This is a genomic window from Gilvimarinus chinensis DSM 19667, from assembly GCF_000377745.1.
In the GTDB taxonomy this organism is placed as follows: domain Bacteria; phylum Pseudomonadota; class Gammaproteobacteria; order Pseudomonadales; family Cellvibrionaceae; genus Gilvimarinus; species Gilvimarinus chinensis.
The window spans coordinates 316,448-331,570 of record NZ_KB898707.1; the positions used below are offsets into that span (position 1 = coordinate 316,448).

Sequence of the window (15,123 nt, forward strand, 5' to 3'; positions counted from 1 at the left end):
AGGTTAGTGGGGCATTTGCGAGCGCTGCTGAGTCAGTGCTTATTTATCTTGGTAACGCTCGTTATCGGCGTGCCCCTGATAACACTGTCGCTGGTAAAGCTGCTGTTGTATCGCAGCCGCTGGCGACCAATGCTTACGCGCTGGCTGGATAAAACCGCCAGCGCGTGGATCAGCTGTAACAACTTTCATCAGCGCCTTTTGTTGCCCACAAAAATTCATGTGGATGGCCCGCTGGAGTTTGCCCGCCGGCAGTGGTTTATGCTGGTGGTAAACCATCAAAGCTGGGTGGATATTCTGGTAATTTTGCGGGTGCTGAATCGCCGTGTGCCTTACTTTAAGTTTTTTTTAAAGCAATCTCTGGCATGGATTCCTGTGTTGGGTATGGCGTTTTGGGCGCTGGATTTTCCGTTTATGCGTCGTCACAGTAAAGAGCAAGTTGCCCGTGACCCCAGACTTGCCGGTAAAGATTTAGCGACCACCCGCACACAGTGCGAACGCTACAGCAACAAACCCGTGACGATCATCAGCTACCTTGAAGGCACGCGCTTTACTCCGGAAAAACACGCGGCGCAACAGTCACCGTACAAGCATTTGCTGATTCCCAAAGCAGGGGGGCTTGCCTTTACTCTGGCGGCGATGGAAGGGCGGATTAACACGTTGTTGGATGTCACCATTTATTACCCCGGTGGGCGCCCCAGTTTTTGGCAATACTTGGGTGGAGGCGTGGACACTATACAAGTGGTGATTCAAGAGCGATCCATTGATGCCAGCTTGACCGGAGATTATGGCGACAGCAAATTCCGTGCTCATTTTCAAAACTGGGTAAACGGCATTTGGCAGGATAAAGACGAGTTGCTGGAGCGTTTAGAGCAGCAGTCCGCCAAATAAAAAATTGGTAGAAACAGGTTAAGACCGCATGAATCGAACACACTTCTCCGCTGCATTATTGCACCCGCGCTACTGGTTATTTTGGCTGGGGGCGGGCGTGTGGTTTTTGCTGGCGCAATTGCCTTATCGCTGGCAAATGTGGCTGGCCAAAAAAGCGGCGCCACTACTGTATTTGAATAAAAAGCGCATCAATTACGGCCGTATTAATTTACAACATTGCTTTCCCGACCTCAGTGAGCAGGAGCGAGAAGTGATGTTGAAAAAAAATGCCGAGTCTATGTCGGCGGCCATGTTTGAAACGGGCATCGGCTGGTTCTGGCCCCAGTGGCGCTTGCGTAAATTGCATCGAATTACGGGTAAAGAACATTTAGAGCAAGCGGAAAAAGACGGTGTGGGCGTGTTGCTGCTTACCACCCATTTCAGCACGCTGGATATCGGCAGTGCCTTTTTGGGCTGCAACACCGAGTTTGACGGTTTGTATCGCCCCCATAGCAACGCGGTTTACGATTATTTGCAGCGCAAGGGACGCGAGTCTTACTGCAAAAGCGGAATTGCCATTCCGCGCGACAGTGTGCGAACCATGATCGCCCACCTACGCCGTGGCCGCGCCGTGTGGTATGCACCCGACCGCGATCTGGGCCCTAAAAACAGTGTGTTTGTGGACTTTTTTGGCGTGCCTACGGCCATGATTACCGCCACCAGCAAAATCGTCCAACTGGGCAAAGCCCGGGTGATTCCCTTCACCCAATTTCGTCGCGATGATGGTTCTGGTTACGATTTGGTGATTCACCCGCCGTTCGAAGATTTTCCCAGTGGCGATGAGGTTGCTGATACCCAGCGTATTGCCGCGTTTATGGAAGGGGAGATTGCCAAAGCGCCCGAGCAATACTTTTGGGCGCAGCAGCGCTTTAAAACCCGCCCCGAGGGCGAAGACAGCTTTTACGAATAACGCGTAAAAAGCTAAGCGCCCGGTCAAGCATCGGGCCGACTCCAAAGATACGCTGTCACGGCGATAAAAATAGCTGCGCAGCTTGCCATCACCCAGGGCGGGATGCCTGCCACTCCCATTATCACCAGGCTCATTATCAGCAGCAGTGGCGTCAGTCGTTTGGCGTAGCGCGGTACAGCTTTGCGCTCGTGCCAGGCGCTCAGCAGGGGGCCAAATCGCGGGTGACTGTAAAGCCAGTTGTGCAGTTTGGGTGAGCCTTTGGATGCGGCCCAGGCGGCTACCAGTAAAAACGGCACCGTCGGCATGACAGGGAAAAACACACCAATCATTCCCAGTAACACACACAACCAGGCAAGAATCAGCCAGGGCAGGCGCAGTATGAGCGCCGGAGCGGGTTTGGCCTGAGGTTTATTAGGCATGGGCGTAGTGGGCTGTGGTTAACGGTAGGCTTCGGCGCCTTTGTTAATGCCTTCGTAAGCGCGAATGCGCAATTGGCTGTTAGGGTGCAGGCGCGCCGTTTCGGCGGCAATATGTTCGGCCAAGCATTCAACGGTGGTGTCGGTGTCTATGAGGTAGCAATGGCTGTGGGGAATACGCAGAGTGAATTGCCCCTGCGGCGCTTGATAGGAAAAATCCAGGTAGTCCACACCCTCAATGGTAAGGGCCTGGTGGATGTCCTCACGGGTGCCGATGTAAATATCACGCCACAGTTCGGCCCAGTGCTTTTCAAGGTTGGGGGCTTTTGCGCCATCCTGCCAAATATCAATACGCGAGCGATGGCCGTGCGCAATGCGCTGGCAATTGCCATCGTGCTTTTTCAAGCCGTGACTGTAATGGTAAAAAGCGCCGTCGATGCTCTCGGTAGAAAAGCTCAGCTCCAGCTTGTCGAGCTTTTGCGCAAAGGCGGTTTCTAACTGAGCTTCGCACCAGCGGGCGATGGACTCGGCGCTGAGCGTTTCGGCATCAACCAGGGCAATGGCCTGACGCGGACATTCAAGGCTGATCTGCTCGCCGTTAGTGAGTGTCCAGATGAGGGCGATTCGATCACCATTTTCCTGAACGCTGATATTGCTGGCGTGTGCTGGAACCGCTAAGCGATGATCCAGCTCGGTGTCCAGCCAGTTGCGCACGACTTTTTTCACCCGGCCAAAATCGCACACCATGCTCTGCTCGTTTAAGTCGCCGTGCAGGCGAATATTGGCAAGCCAAGTCTCGCCTACAATCCCGCGGGTAGGGTCAAGGTAACTGAAGTCCACGTTGGTGAGGTTGTCGACGAATAACAGCATAGTGAAGCCAGGGAGTTGAGAAGGCCGCTATGGTACCAGCAAAGCGTAAAATTCTCAGCCGCATACTTCTCAGCTGCATATAATGTTGGCTGAAAAAAGAGTGTTGGCTGAAAAAAAGCCGGCGGCGGTGGCCGCCGACGAAGGGGTTAAGCGAGTGCTTTGAGCGCCGAATCGTAATCTGGCTCGTCGGCTACCTCTGAGACCAGCTGGCTGTAGCTAACCTGGCCGTCCTCGTTAATCACGACCACGGCGCGGGCTGTCACACCGGCAAGTGGTCCGTCTACCAGCTTAACGCCGTATTGCTCGGCGAAGTCTGAGCGGAAAGCCGAGCCAGTTACGACGTTATCCAAACCTTCGGCGCCGCAGAAACGGGCCTGAGCAAAGGGCAGGTCGTGCGATACGCACACCACAGTGGTGTTGTTTAGGCTGCTGGCTTTTTCGTTAAACGTGCGTACAGACTGCGCGCAGGTGGGGGTGTCGACGCTTGGGAAAATATTCAGCACCACTTTCTGGCCTTTTAGGTCACTCAGGTTTAGCTCGCTCAGGTCGGCTTTTACCAGGGTAAAGGCGGGAGCGTTTTGACCTTGTGCAGGCAGGTCGCCGTTGGTGTTGATAGGATTGCCTTTCAGGGTAACCGTGGCCATAGTGTTCTCCATTGCATTGTGTGATTGGGTTTAACGTGTCTACACAAACCCATGTGGTGGCGTTAATGTTGAAATCAAGTACGGATAAAAAATAATGGCCTCGGCGGATGAAAATAATTTTTGGGTGCGGCGCTTGGGCGCTTTGGAGCGACTGGGTAATCGCCTGCCCGAACCGGTTGTGTTGTTTATTTGGCTGGCGGTTTTGGTGGCGCTGGCCTCGGCCGTTGCCGATGGTTTGGGCTGGCAAGTTACCATCCCCGGTGGTGGCCAGACGCTGGCTGCCAAAAGTTTGCTCTCAGCCGAGGGCGTTCAGTGGGCGCTGACCCATGCGGCCAGCAACTTTACCGGCTTTGCGCCTGTTGGAGCGGTGTTGGTGACCATGCTGGGACTGGGTGTGGCAGAGCGCTCGGGGTTGTTACAGGCTTTGCTCTTGCGCGTGGTGATGGCGGTGCGCGAGCGCTACTTAAGTTTTGCCGTGGTGTTGGCAGGTATTTTGTCTAATATCGCTTTTGATGTGGGTTACGTGTTGCTGATTCCCCTGGCCGGGTTGTTATTTCAGGCGGCAGGGCGCGCGCCTTTGGCCGGTATTGCCGCGTGCTTTGCCGGTGTGTCCGCCGGTTACAGCGCTAATTTTTTACTCGGGCCGGCGGACATTATTTTGGCGGGGCTGACCACCGAGGCCGTTCAGCTGATAGAGCCTGAAGCCGAGGTGAGCGTTGCGGCCAATTATTACTTTACCGCGGCCTCGACCCTTGTATTGGCGCTGGTGGGAATGTGGGTAACCGAGCGTATTGTCGGGCCTTATTTGTCGCGGGCGAGTCATGACGGGGGGCAGGAGACCACTGAGGCCCCGGTAATGCCTCACGCTCAGGGGTTGCGTTGGGTGCTCGCTTATACCATCGGCTTTGCCGTGTTGATTCTCGCCTTGACGTTTTCGCCCTGGGCGGTATTGGCAACCGATACTGGCTTTGCCTTACAGGCACTGGTGCCGTTAATTGCGTTATATTCCGCAGGGGCGGGTTTTGTTTACGGCAAAGTCAGCGGTCGGTTTAACCGCCCGGGCGAAGCCACTCGCGGTATGGAGCAGGCCATGGTGTCCTTGGCGGGCTATCTGGTGCTGATGTTTTTTGCCGCTCAGGCGGTGGCCTGGTTTGGCTGGAGTGGCCTGGGGCAGTTGTTGGCGGCCAGTGGTGCCAATGTGCTGGCGGGCTTTGAGGGGCAGGTAGTGTTATTGCTGCTGCTCTTTATCGTGATCAGTGCGCTGATCAATTTATTTGTGGGCAGCGCCTCGGCGAAATGGGGGCTGCTGGCGCCGGTGTTTGTGCCCATGTTGCTTCTGTTGGGGGTGGCGCCGGAGCAAACGCAAATGGCCTACCGCATCGGCGACAGCGTCACTAACATTATTACCCCTTTGATGCCTTACTTTGCGGTGGTGCTGGCATTCGCCGCCCGCTATCAGCCCAAGGTTGGTGTGGGCACCTTAATCGCAATGATGCTGCCGTACTCGCTGGCATTTTTACTGGTGTGGACCGCGATGTTTGCGCTCTGGCTATCGCTCGGTTTACCACTGGGGTTTTAAACGGCATGGTTTTTCGCCCTTGCAAAGCGGGGGCAACTTGCGGATAATGCGCGGCCTCAGCAGACAGCGTCTGTTGCTGTAATGGTGGCCCTGCCGGTCCCCTCGCAATGATTCGCCGTGAACCCCGCCAGGCCCGGAAGGGAGCAACGGTAGCGGTAAAGTCATGTGCCGGGGTGTGGCTGGTGGGGTCATCTCCAATTTCTCCCTCTGTACTTTCATCCTTTTCTGCCCGTGTTTATTTGCCGCCGGTAAAGCTATAATCCGTGCTTTTACCCGCAATAACATTGAGGAAGGCATGAGCTATCAGGTTCTGGCACGCAAGTGGCGCCCCCGTACGTTTCGCGATTTAGTGGGGCAAGAGCATGTGCTAAGGGCTCTGGTAAATGCGCTGGATCACGACCGTCTGCACCACGCCTATCTGTTTACCGGCACCCGAGGTGTGGGTAAAACCACCATTGCCCGTATTCTTGCCAAATGTTTGAACTGCGAAGTGGGGGTCAGCTCTACACCCTGCGGCCAGTGCGCCGCCTGTGTGGAGATTGCCGAAAACCGCTTTGTGGATTTGATTGAGGTGGACGCCGCCAGTCGCACCAAGGTGGAAGACACCCGCGAACTGCTGGAGAACGTGCAGTACGCGCCGACTCGTGGCCGCTATAAAGTGTACCTGATCGATGAGGTGCACATGCTTTCCACTCACTCTTTTAACGCCCTGTTAAAAACCCTGGAAGAGCCACCGCCGCACGTTAAGTTTTTGCTCGCCACTACCGACCCCCAGCGTTTACCGGTGACGATTCTTTCCCGCTGTTTGCAGTTTAATTTAAAGAACATGACGCCGGAGCTGATTACCGGGCACCTGCAGCATGTGCTGGAAACCGAGGTGGTGCCCTTTGAAGAGAGCGCTCTGTGGCAATTAGGCCGCGCGGCCGATGGCAGTATGCGCGATGCCCTGAGCCTGACCGACCAGGCCATTGCCTTTGGTTCGGGCAAAGTGGTTGAAGCCGAAGTGCGCGCTATGCTCGGCACCATTGATCGCAGCGCGGTGTACGATATTTTGCGTGCTCTGGTGGCGGGCGACGGCAAAGCCGTCCTGGATGCCGTGGCGCAAATGGCTGAGCATGCGCCAGACTTTGGCGCTGCGCTGGCCGATTTACTGTCTATACTGCACCGCATTGCTATCGCTCAGGCGCTGCCCGAGGCGGTAGATAACAGTCAGGGTGACCGCGAGCAAGTGTTAAAGCTCGCCACTGAATTACCACCGGAAGACGTGCAACTGTTCTATCAAACGGGTCTGTTGGGGCGGCGCGATTTACCTTTGGCTCCCGAACCTCGCGCGGGCTTGGAAATGGTGCTGTTGCGGATGCTGGCTTTCCGGCCACAAGGGGTGACGGATATTCCCACTCGCCGTTTGCCCGGCGCGCCAGAGCAGCAACCGGTAAGTCCACCAAGTGCCACGGCGCAGCCTGTGCCACAAACTTTGGCAACGCCACCTGTACAGGCTCAAGCCGAGCCGTCATCGTCGGCCCCGGCGGCTCCAGTCGAGCAGTCACAAACCCAACAGCAGCCAGTTACTGCGACATCTGAACCACAGACAGCGAGTCAGGCTCCGACTGATACTCCATCAACACAAGCGTCTTCTGAGTCGGTAGCACCCGAGGTCAGCCAGCAAGCGGCCGCGGTTGCCGAGGCGCCGCATGAGGCTGCACCTAACCCTGTGCCAAGCCCTGTTCCCAACACGGAGCCCCAGCAAGCTCCGGTTGCCCACCAGCCGCCACCGTTTGCTGATGAGCCGCCCCCGTGGGATGAAGCACCGGATAACCTGCCCGAGCAGGATTATCCAGAAGCAGCGGTGCCCGGCACTCAAGGACAGCCACAACCACAGTCTCAGGCGCCGAGCCCGATGGCGGCAGTAGAGCGGGTGTTGCAAGACACGGCGCCGCCAGTGCAGCCGCCGGAAACGGCGCAAACTTCAGGGCCTGCTGAACATGCTCAGCAAACCGCGCCATCCCCAGCTGCGCCGGCGCCAAAGCCCCAGGCACCTATCGAAAAAGTCACCCTAGAGGAGACGGCGCCCCACAGCTGGCCGCAAATCTTTCTCGGCTTGGATGTGGGTGGGGTTACCAAAAACATTGCCGCCAACTGTGAGTTAATTGGCAGGCAAGGCAACCAACTGCATTTTATTCTGGATGAAAACAACAGCAGTTTATTTGGCGATGGCCAGCAGCAGCGTTTGGCAGACACCTTAACCGACTATTACGGTGAGCCGGTCAAGGTGATGATTCAACCGGGAGCAGTGAATACCGAAACTCCCGCGCAGATCGCCGCCCGTAAACGCAGCGAGCGCTTGGCCGAAGCGGTTGAAGCGGTTAAGTCTGACCCCATAGTGCAGCAACTGGTAGAACATTTTGCCGCCGAGCTAAACCTGGAATCGGTACAGCCGGTAGACCCCTAACAGATTAAAGAGGTAACACCATGATGAAAGGCATGGGCGATATCATGAAGCAAGCGCAAGAGATGCAAGAGCGCATGCAAAAAATGCAGGAAGAGCTGGCCAATGCCGAGGTAGAAGGGCAGGCCGGTGCGGGCATGGTCAAAGTGATTATGACCGGCCGTCACGACGTTAAAAGCGTCAGTATCGACGACAGCCTGATGGGCGAAGACAAAGAAATGCTGGAAGATTTACTCGCCGCCGCGGTGAACGACGCCGTGCGCCGCGTTGAGACCAGCAGCAAAGAAAAAATGTCTGAAATGACCGCCGGTATGGGCATGCCCCCCGGTTTTAAAATGCCGTTTTAAGTCGGGCAGCCGCTTCTATGTTCAGCCCGTTAATTGATGAGCTAATGCAAGCGTTGCGCTGCCTGCCGGGTGTGGGGCCAAAATCGGCTCAGCGCATGGCCATGCAGCTGCTGGAGCACGACCGCGCCGGTGCAACCCGCCTTGCCGATTGCCTGAACCGCGCGGTAGAGGGGGTGGCCCGCTGTCGGCGCTGTCGCACCCTCACCGAACAGGAGCTGTGCGGCGTATGCAGCAATGAGCGCCGCGATAACACGCTGCTGTGTGTAGTAGAAACCCCGGCGGATGTGCTGGCCATCGAGCAAGCGGGCAGTTACCAGGGTAAGTACTTCGTGCTCTTGGGGCATTTGTCGCCGATTGACGGCGTTGGGCCTGAAGACATTGGTATTGATCAGCTAATAACGTTGCTGGATGCCGAACCCATTAGCGAGATTATTCTCGCCACCAACCCCACCGTTGAAGGGGAGGCCACGGCCTATTACATCAGCGAGCGCGCTCGCCGCGCCGGAGTGACTGTGTCGCGTATCGCCCACGGTGTGCCTCTGGGTGGCGAGCTTGAATACATTGACGGTGGCACTCTGGCTCACGCCTTCTCCAGCCGCCGCGCGCTATAAGCGAGCCTATGCACATTCCTACCGAACCCATTTGGGTAGACGACAACAACACCTTAGCGTCTCTGTGTCAGCGCTGGGCCCAACAGGCGGCCATTGCGGTAGACACCGAGTTTATGCGCAGCGACACCTTCTATCCTATTGCCGGCTTGATTCAGGTGGGCGATGGCCAGGGTTGCTATTTGATCGACCCCAAAGCCATCAGCGACTTTACCCCGCTTGCCGATTTATGGCGCAACCAAAAAGTCACCAAAGTGTTGCACGCCTGCTCGGAAGACTTAGAAGTTTTTGCCGTTTTACTCGATGCCTTGCCTCAGCCCATGTTTGACACCCAAGTGGCGGCAGCGTTTGCCGGGGTTGGTTTTTCACTGGGCTATGCTGCGTTGGTGCGCGAGCTGTTAGGCGTAGAGATTCCCAAAGGCGAGACACGCTCCGATTGGCTGGCAAGGCCACTAAGCAAAGCACAAACCGAATACGCCGCGCTGGATGTGGCGCATCTATTGATTGTGTACGGCAAGTTACTCAAAAGCCTGAAAGAGCAGAATCGGCTCGATTGGGCTCTGGCGGAATGCGATGCCCAAGTCAGCGCCGCCGCCGAGCCACAGGATTTAACCCAGGCTTACAGGAAAATAGGCCTAGGCTGGAAACTGCAACCGCGCGGTGTGGCCGCGCTGCAAAGTCTTTGCCTGTGGCGTGAACAAGAGGCGCGGGCGAGCAACCTACCGCGCAATCGCTTGTTAAAAGAACAGCCGCTGTTCGAGCTGGCTCGCCGCTTGCCGGACGATTACAACGCTATGCGCCGGATCGAAGGCATCCCCAAACGTACCCTTGCCGATCATGGCGACCAGTTGCTGGGTGTATTACAGCAGGCCCGTGATTTGCCCGACGACCAATTGCCAGCACGCATGGCACCGCCACTGGGGCGCGAGTATGGCACAGCCATTAAAACCATGAAGGCCTGGGTGCGCGAGCGCGCCGATGCGGTGGGTTTGCCGCCCGAGTTATTGATTCGCAAAAAAGAGTATGAACATTTGGTGCGAAGCTATGCCGACGGTGATATTAGCCTGCCAGAAAGGCTGACCGGTTGGCGTTATGATGTCATTGGCAAAGACCTGCTCGAAGTGGCGCGCCAATCGTTAGCCGCGACTTAATGTCGCCTTTTCAATAAAGGCTGCTCAGTCAGTCACGGCCCATTGCAAGACGGGGCCAGAGGAAACTATGAAAGTTATTTGCCAGATTTATCGCAGCAGCCGCGACAGCGGAATGTACTTGTACTGCCGTAAAGACCAGGGCACGACCAAAGTGCCAGAGGAGCTCATGCAGCGCTTCGGTCGCGCCGAGCCAGCTATGGTGTTAGTGCTGGACGAAAACCGCAAGCTCGCCAATGCCGATATCAGCAAAGTGCTGCAAAGCCTGGATGAAAAAGGCTACTACCTACAGCTGCCGCCGCTGCAACAAATGGACGCCGAAGCCGCCGCTGTGCGCTCGCACAACAGTAAATTAGAGTCTGGCCGATAACATGGTAGCCGAGCGGGTTTTCTGGCAGCGCAAACACCTGCACGAGATGACCGCCACCGAGTGGGAAATGCTGTGCGATGGCTGCGGCAAATGCTGTTTGCATAAGCTGGAAGACGAAGACACGGGTGATGTGTACTACACCGACATCGCCTGCCGATTGCTGGATACCCAAACCTGCCAATGTTCCGATTACCCGAGCAGGCAGCAGCAAGTGCCAGATTGTTTGGTGTTAACACCGGCGGATGTGCCCGAGTTTCAGTGGTTGCCAGACACTTGCGCGTACCGCTTATTGGCTGAGGCGAAACCCTTACCCGATTGGCACCCCTTACTCACGGGCGATGCGGATTCGACGAGACTTTCCGGTATGTCCGTTGCCGGGCAGGTGTGCCGCGAACAGGATGTTGCCGAAGACGATTACGAAGAACACATTATTTATTGGGTGGAATAATCATGGATAAGCAAATGTTGGCCTGGGCTGTATACCTCGCCGGTGGCCTCTTATTTGGGCTGGTGGTGTGGCGAATCTGCCGCAGCTGGTTGCGTTATGTGCGCCATTTTTTGCTGGTGACCTACGCTGTGTTCGTATTTACCCCTTTTAGCTTGAACCTGGCTGACAAGCCTGATGCCTACGCCCCCGCATTTTTTATTGCTGTACTCAACACCCTATTTCTGGGTGAAGACGCTGGGTTGGATGCGGCCGTTACCCTGGCGTTAATTTGGGTTGTAGCCTTGGTGTTGTCACTCATCTACCTTCTGGCCACCACCCGCTGGCGCAAGCCAAAAGAGGAAGCACCCGCGGCGGATTAAATTGCATTTTAAGGGGCCACTGCTATAACTTAGGGACATTGAACCTCTGGTAAAACAATAAGCACACAGGAGAAAGCATGGCCAATTCCTTAATCCGCGTAAGCGTACTGCTGTGGGCGGCTTTTTTCTGCTTTCACTCTCACGCTCAATCACCATCGCCAAGCGCGGCACTGGTTGACGCCGATGTTCGGTTGCTGGTGGATATATCCGGCAGCATGAAAAACACCGACCCGGACAATTTACGCCAGCCTGCGCTGGAGCTGATGGTTAAATTGTTGTCGGAATCGGCTTACGGTGGTGTCTGGACGTTCGGTGAGCAGGTGAACATGCTGGTGCCGTTTTCCCGTAGCGATGAGGACTGGCAGCGCCGCGCGCTTGAACAAACGTCACGTATCAACTCTGTCGGGTTGTTCACCAATATTGGTGAGGTATTACACAGAGCGACCGAAGTTCCGGCAAAAACCTCCAGTGCCGATGTGATTTTATTGACCGACGGTAAAATTGATGTCGACAAAAATGCCGGTGTAAATTCCCGTGAGCGCAACCGTGTATTGAGCGAATTATTACCTGAAATTGCCGAAAAAAACTTTCGCCTACATACCATTGCTCTCTCGGCTGATGCCGACAGCGAGTTACTGCAACAGTTGTCTCGCACAACGGATGGTCACCATCTGGTAGCAAAAAATGCCGACGAGTTAATGCAGGCGTATTTACAGATATTTGATCAGGCTGTACCCGCCAAACGCTTGCCACTGGAAAACAACAGGTTTTTGGTGGATGACCAGGTGAACGAGTTTACGGCGCTGGTTTTTCGCGCGCCTACTGCCGAGCCAACTCAGCTGCTGATGCCAGATGGTAAAGCCTTAAGCGCATCCAGCCACGGGGATAATACGCAGTGGTACAGCGCAGATGGTTACGACTTAATTACCATTACTAACCCTGCGGCGGGGCGTTGGCAGCTGAAGGCCCAAGAGTCGGCGCAAAATCGCGTTACGGTGGTAAGCGATCTGCAGCTGTACGTTGAATCCTTGCCCAATAATCTGTTGGCGGGCAACGCTCTTACGCTGGCTTATGCGTTACAAGAGAAAGGTAACAACCTGACCGACGCGGACTTTCTCGATTTAATAACCGCTGAGATTGTCGTGATGAACGTTACCCGCGATGTGAGCTGGAACCTAGCCTTGACCGATCAGCCCGATAAAGCGACGGGCGTGTTTACGCACGAGTTACCCACATTTAATGAGCGCGGCCAATACCGTTTGCGACTGCGAGTGGACGGTAAAACTTTTGCCCGTGAGTTTCAGCACCAGCTGCAAGTGGGGTCAATGTTTGCGGTGCAGCTTGATAAAGCGGTACAAAGCTCACAGGTAAAATATACCCTTAATGTCAAAACCGATAGCGAATTCGTCAATACGGACAAAACATCGGTTGTCGCGCATGTAAAACACTCCAGCGGCGAGAGTGAGTTGCGCGCGTTAAAAAAAGTCAGCGATACCCAATGGCAATTAACATTAACCCCAGCCAAGCCGATGCGTACGCTGATAGAGCTGAATGCCAGCGGTGAACTGACCGACGGCCGTGAATTTAACGAAGTGTTACCATCCCAGTATGTACAGTTTCCGCAAGAGGGTGATCCTTTAGTTGTTCAGGAGGATTCTGAGCTGGCGATGTTAAAGCAGCAGATTGAAACTGAACGTGCTGCCTTGGCGAATGAAGAAAGGCTGGCGGACACAGTCGCAAAGACACCTGCAGCGAAGTCTCAAACGTCGTCACCTGTTTCTGAATCGCAGGATGACAAGCAAGAAGCTGGCTTCGAGAGTGGGCCGGATAGCGCTGAAGAAACAGACGAGGGCGGTATAAATTGGCCAATGATTGCGGCCATTACATTGGGTAATCTCTTGCTGATCGGGGGGTTATACTGGGCTTATCGTCGTTTTAGCGCTAAAGATGTTCAAAGTGAGCTGGATGAAATTGAGCAGCAGCTGCAGGCGGCTCCCAATGAGCCCTCGGGGCAAGCTACTGAGCAACAGAAAAAAGAAGCGGTGGCGCTGGATGACGACAATTCGGTGAGTGTACTTGATTCATTAGATGAAAGCTCGTTACCTATGGATGACTTTAGCTTTGACGATGAGAGCGATAAAAAGTAATGTCGCTGTATGTACCAAGCGTCCCTGAATATCCCACTATTACGCGCTTATATCGACAGTGGGGTGAAAAGGCTAAATGCGGTAAACGCGATAATGTGTACTGCTGGCAAGACCAGTCTGTGGTCGCTATAGCACGCGTGTTGGAGCCGGCGCCATCGGTGTTTTTACTGCGCAATCTCACCGTGGAGCCTTCAAAACGCCGTCAAGGTCTGGGTCGATTGCTTATGGCCCAAGTGCTCACCAGGCACCAGTCGCTGTATTGTTATTGCCAACCTTATCTGTGCGAGTTTTACCAAAGCGTTGGTATGGTTCAGGCTTTTGCAGAGCAAGTGCCCGAAGCGATAGCCGCACCCTACAGGCAATACCAAAAAAACGGTAAAGACTTTATTCTTATGTCTTACTAACACCTTCCGCAGCCCTAAAGAGTAGAGGTTTTCAGCGTGTGTGAACTGCTCGGAATGTCGGCCAATGTGCCCACAGATTTATGTTTTAGTTTTACCGGGTTGCTGCAGCGCGGGGGCGGTACCGGGCCGCACCGGGACGGCTGGGGCGTGGTGTTTTACGAAGGCAAAGGCATACGCGCCTTTCGCGACAGTGCGCCCAGTGTCGATTCAGAAATCGCTCAGCTTGTCAGTCGCTTTCCCATGAAAAGCTCTATTGCTATCAGTCATATCCGCGAGGCTAACGTCGGAGCCGTCAGTCTTGAAAACACCCATCCGTTTGTTCGTGAATTGTGGGGACAAAACTGGACCTTTGCTCATAACGGCCAGCTGGCTAATGCGGCGGGCCTGCCTTTATCGGACTTTGTGCCCGTCGGCAGTACCGACAGCGAGCAGGCTTTTTGCTGGTTATTGGCGAAAATTCGTGATCGTTTCGAGTCGCCACAGCGTATTGGGCAAGACCGAACCAATTATTGGCGTCAGTTAAAACACTGGTGTGATCATTTGCGAGAAATGGGGGTGGCTAATTTATTATTCAGCGAAGGGCGTTACCTTTACGCTTATTGCTCAACCAAGCTCCATTGGCTCACCCGCAAAGCGCCTTTTGGTGAAGCGAGATTAAGCGATGCAGATTTAACGGTCGATTTTGGTGAACACACCACACCGCAGGATGTTGTTACAGTCATCGCTACCAACCCTTTAACGGCCAATGAACATTGGCAGGCCATGGAACCTGGAGAGTTGATCGTATTTGATGCAGGTCAAATTGTGTTTCAGTCGGAAGATTGATAAAAGACAAGTCTGACCCCATTGAATCTACTAATGGACACAATTGCCGAGCATGATTGTTCATTGGTGGCGGCTTAATTCACAATAGAACTGTATTTATGGAACGCATTATTAGGAGATAACTATGGATATTGATATCGGTATTGAACAAGCAGATCGCAAAGCCCTGGCCGATGGCCTGTCTCGGGTATTGGCTGATACCTATACGCTGTATTTAAAGACTCACAACTTCCACTGGAATGTGACTGGCCCGATGTTTCAGACATTGCACCTGATGTTTGAAACTCAGTACACCGAGCTGGCGGTTGCCGTCGATGACATCGCTGAGCGTATTCGCTCTCTGGGTTACCCAGCCCCCGGTACTTACAAGCAGTACGCTGAATTGTCCTCAATCAAAGAGGAGCAAGGCGTGCCCACCGCGAAAGAGATGATAGCCAGCCTTGTGGCCGGGCAAGAGGCGGTAGTGAAAACCGCTCGCGCACTGTATCCCGTCGTCGATAAGGCCAGCGATGAAGCCACCGGCGATTTGCTGACTCAGCGCATTCAGCTGCATGAGAAAACCGCCTGGATGCTGCGCTCGCTACTCGAAGAGTAAAACGCGTATTTTTTGTACAAAACGGCCTCAGGGTGCGAGCCCTGAGGCCGTTTTTTATAGGGCTCTATTTTCCTGTATCG

17 protein-coding genes and 1 other RNA gene are annotated in these 15,123 nt (G+C 54.6%); 15 read left to right on the plus strand and 3 right to left on the minus strand.

Annotated features, from left to right (window positions below; all coding sequences use genetic code 11):
- The first annotated feature begins 6 nt into the window (after positions 1-6).
- A complete protein-coding gene (locus tag D568_RS0107305; RefSeq protein WP_020208935.1) occupies positions 7-888 on the plus strand; it encodes an acyltransferase in 882 nt (293 codons plus the stop codon).
- A 28-nt stretch (positions 889-916) separates the two neighbouring features.
- The gene (gene lpxL, locus D568_RS0107310) at positions 917-1,837 is read left to right on the plus strand and encodes an LpxL/LpxP family Kdo(2)-lipid IV(A) lauroyl/palmitoleoyl acyltransferase (protein WP_020208936.1); all 921 of its coding nucleotides are present in this window, start codon (positions 917-919) and stop codon (positions 1,835-1,837) included.
- Positions 1,838-1,860: 23 nt separating this feature from the next.
- Here lpxL and D568_RS0107315 read toward each other — a convergent pair whose 3' ends face one another.
- The 3 genes from D568_RS0107315 to tpx form a co-directional block, all read right to left on the minus strand.
- Positions 1,861-2,256, minus strand: coding sequence for a YbaN family protein (locus D568_RS0107315; protein ID WP_020208937.1), 396 nt, complete (start codon positions 2,254-2,256; stop codon positions 1,861-1,863).
- An 18-nt stretch (positions 2,257-2,274) separates the two neighbouring features.
- On the minus strand, positions 2,275-3,123 hold the full coding sequence (locus tag D568_RS0107320; protein WP_020208938.1) for a 6-carboxytetrahydropterin synthase: 849 nt from the start codon (positions 3,121-3,123) through the stop codon (positions 2,275-2,277).
- A 146-nt stretch (positions 3,124-3,269) separates the two neighbouring features.
- Positions 3,270-3,767: a thiol peroxidase gene (gene tpx, locus D568_RS0107330; RefSeq protein ID WP_020208939.1), complete on the minus strand. Its 498-nt coding sequence runs from the start codon at positions 3,765-3,767 to the stop codon at positions 3,270-3,272.
- 94 nt (positions 3,768-3,861) lie between these two features.
- Here tpx and D568_RS0107335 point away from each other — a divergent pair, with 94 nt between their 5' ends.
- The 13 genes from D568_RS0107335 to D568_RS0107390 all read left to right on the plus strand — a co-directional run bounded on the left by D568_RS0107335 (position 3,862) and on the right by D568_RS0107390 (position 15,043).
- Positions 3,862-5,346, plus strand: a complete 1,485-nt coding sequence (locus D568_RS0107335) for an AbgT family transporter (protein WP_020208940.1) — start codon at positions 3,862-3,864, stop codon at positions 5,344-5,346.
- 91 nt (positions 5,347-5,437) lie between these two features.
- An RNA gene (ffs, locus tag D568_RS21395) (signal recognition particle sRNA small type) lies at positions 5,438-5,534 on the plus strand.
- A 107-nt stretch (positions 5,535-5,641) separates the two neighbouring features.
- Positions 5,642-7,795 carry a DNA polymerase III subunit gamma/tau gene (gene dnaX / locus D568_RS0107340; RefSeq protein ID WP_020208941.1) on the plus strand — a complete coding sequence of 718 codons (2,154 nt, stop codon included), beginning with the start codon at positions 5,642-5,644 and terminating at the stop codon, positions 7,793-7,795.
- Between the two features lie 23 nt (positions 7,796-7,818).
- Complete coding sequence (locus D568_RS0107345) at positions 7,819-8,139, plus strand: YbaB/EbfC family nucleoid-associated protein (RefSeq protein WP_425401962.1); 321 nt, start codon at positions 7,819-7,821, stop codon at positions 8,137-8,139.
- A 17-nt stretch (positions 8,140-8,156) separates the two neighbouring features.
- Positions 8,157-8,750, plus strand: coding sequence for a recombination mediator RecR (recR, locus tag D568_RS0107350; RefSeq protein ID WP_020208943.1), 594 nt, complete (start codon positions 8,157-8,159; stop codon positions 8,748-8,750).
- A gap of 8 nt (positions 8,751-8,758) precedes the next feature.
- Positions 8,759-9,898 carry a ribonuclease D gene (gene rnd, locus D568_RS0107355; protein ID WP_020208944.1) on the plus strand — a complete coding sequence of 380 codons (1,140 nt, stop codon included), beginning with the start codon at positions 8,759-8,761 and terminating at the stop codon, positions 9,896-9,898.
- Positions 9,899-9,965: 67 nt separating this feature from the next.
- Entirely contained in the window at positions 9,966-10,265 is a 300-nt protein-coding gene (locus D568_RS0107360; RefSeq protein WP_020208945.1) for a YcgL domain-containing protein, read from the plus strand.
- 1 nt (position 10,266) lies between these two features.
- A complete protein-coding gene (locus D568_RS0107365) occupies positions 10,267-10,713 on the plus strand; it encodes a YcgN family cysteine cluster protein (RefSeq protein ID WP_020208946.1) in 447 nt (148 codons plus the stop codon).
- A gap of 2 nt (positions 10,714-10,715) precedes the next feature.
- The gene (locus D568_RS21070; RefSeq protein ID WP_020208947.1) at positions 10,716-11,072 is read left to right on the plus strand and encodes a hypothetical protein; all 357 of its coding nucleotides are present in this window, start codon (positions 10,716-10,718) and stop codon (positions 11,070-11,072) included.
- A 77-nt stretch (positions 11,073-11,149) separates the two neighbouring features.
- Positions 11,150-13,219, plus strand: a complete 2,070-nt coding sequence (locus D568_RS19615) for a VWA domain-containing protein (RefSeq protein ID WP_020208948.1) — start codon at positions 11,150-11,152, stop codon at positions 13,217-13,219.
- Positions 13,219-13,623: a GNAT family N-acetyltransferase gene (locus tag D568_RS0107380; RefSeq protein WP_020208949.1), complete on the plus strand. Its 405-nt coding sequence runs from the start codon at positions 13,219-13,221 to the stop codon at positions 13,621-13,623. Before D568_RS19615 ends, D568_RS0107380 begins: the two co-directional genes overlap by 1 nt.
- 36 nt (positions 13,624-13,659) lie before the next feature.
- On the plus strand, positions 13,660-14,448 hold the full coding sequence (locus tag D568_RS0107385; RefSeq protein ID WP_026286904.1) for a class II glutamine amidotransferase: 789 nt from the start codon (positions 13,660-13,662) through the stop codon (positions 14,446-14,448).
- A 124-nt stretch (positions 14,449-14,572) separates the two neighbouring features.
- Entirely contained in the window at positions 14,573-15,043 is a 471-nt protein-coding gene (locus D568_RS0107390; protein ID WP_020208951.1) for a Dps family protein, read from the plus strand.
- The last annotated feature ends 80 nt before the right edge of the window (positions 15,044-15,123 follow it).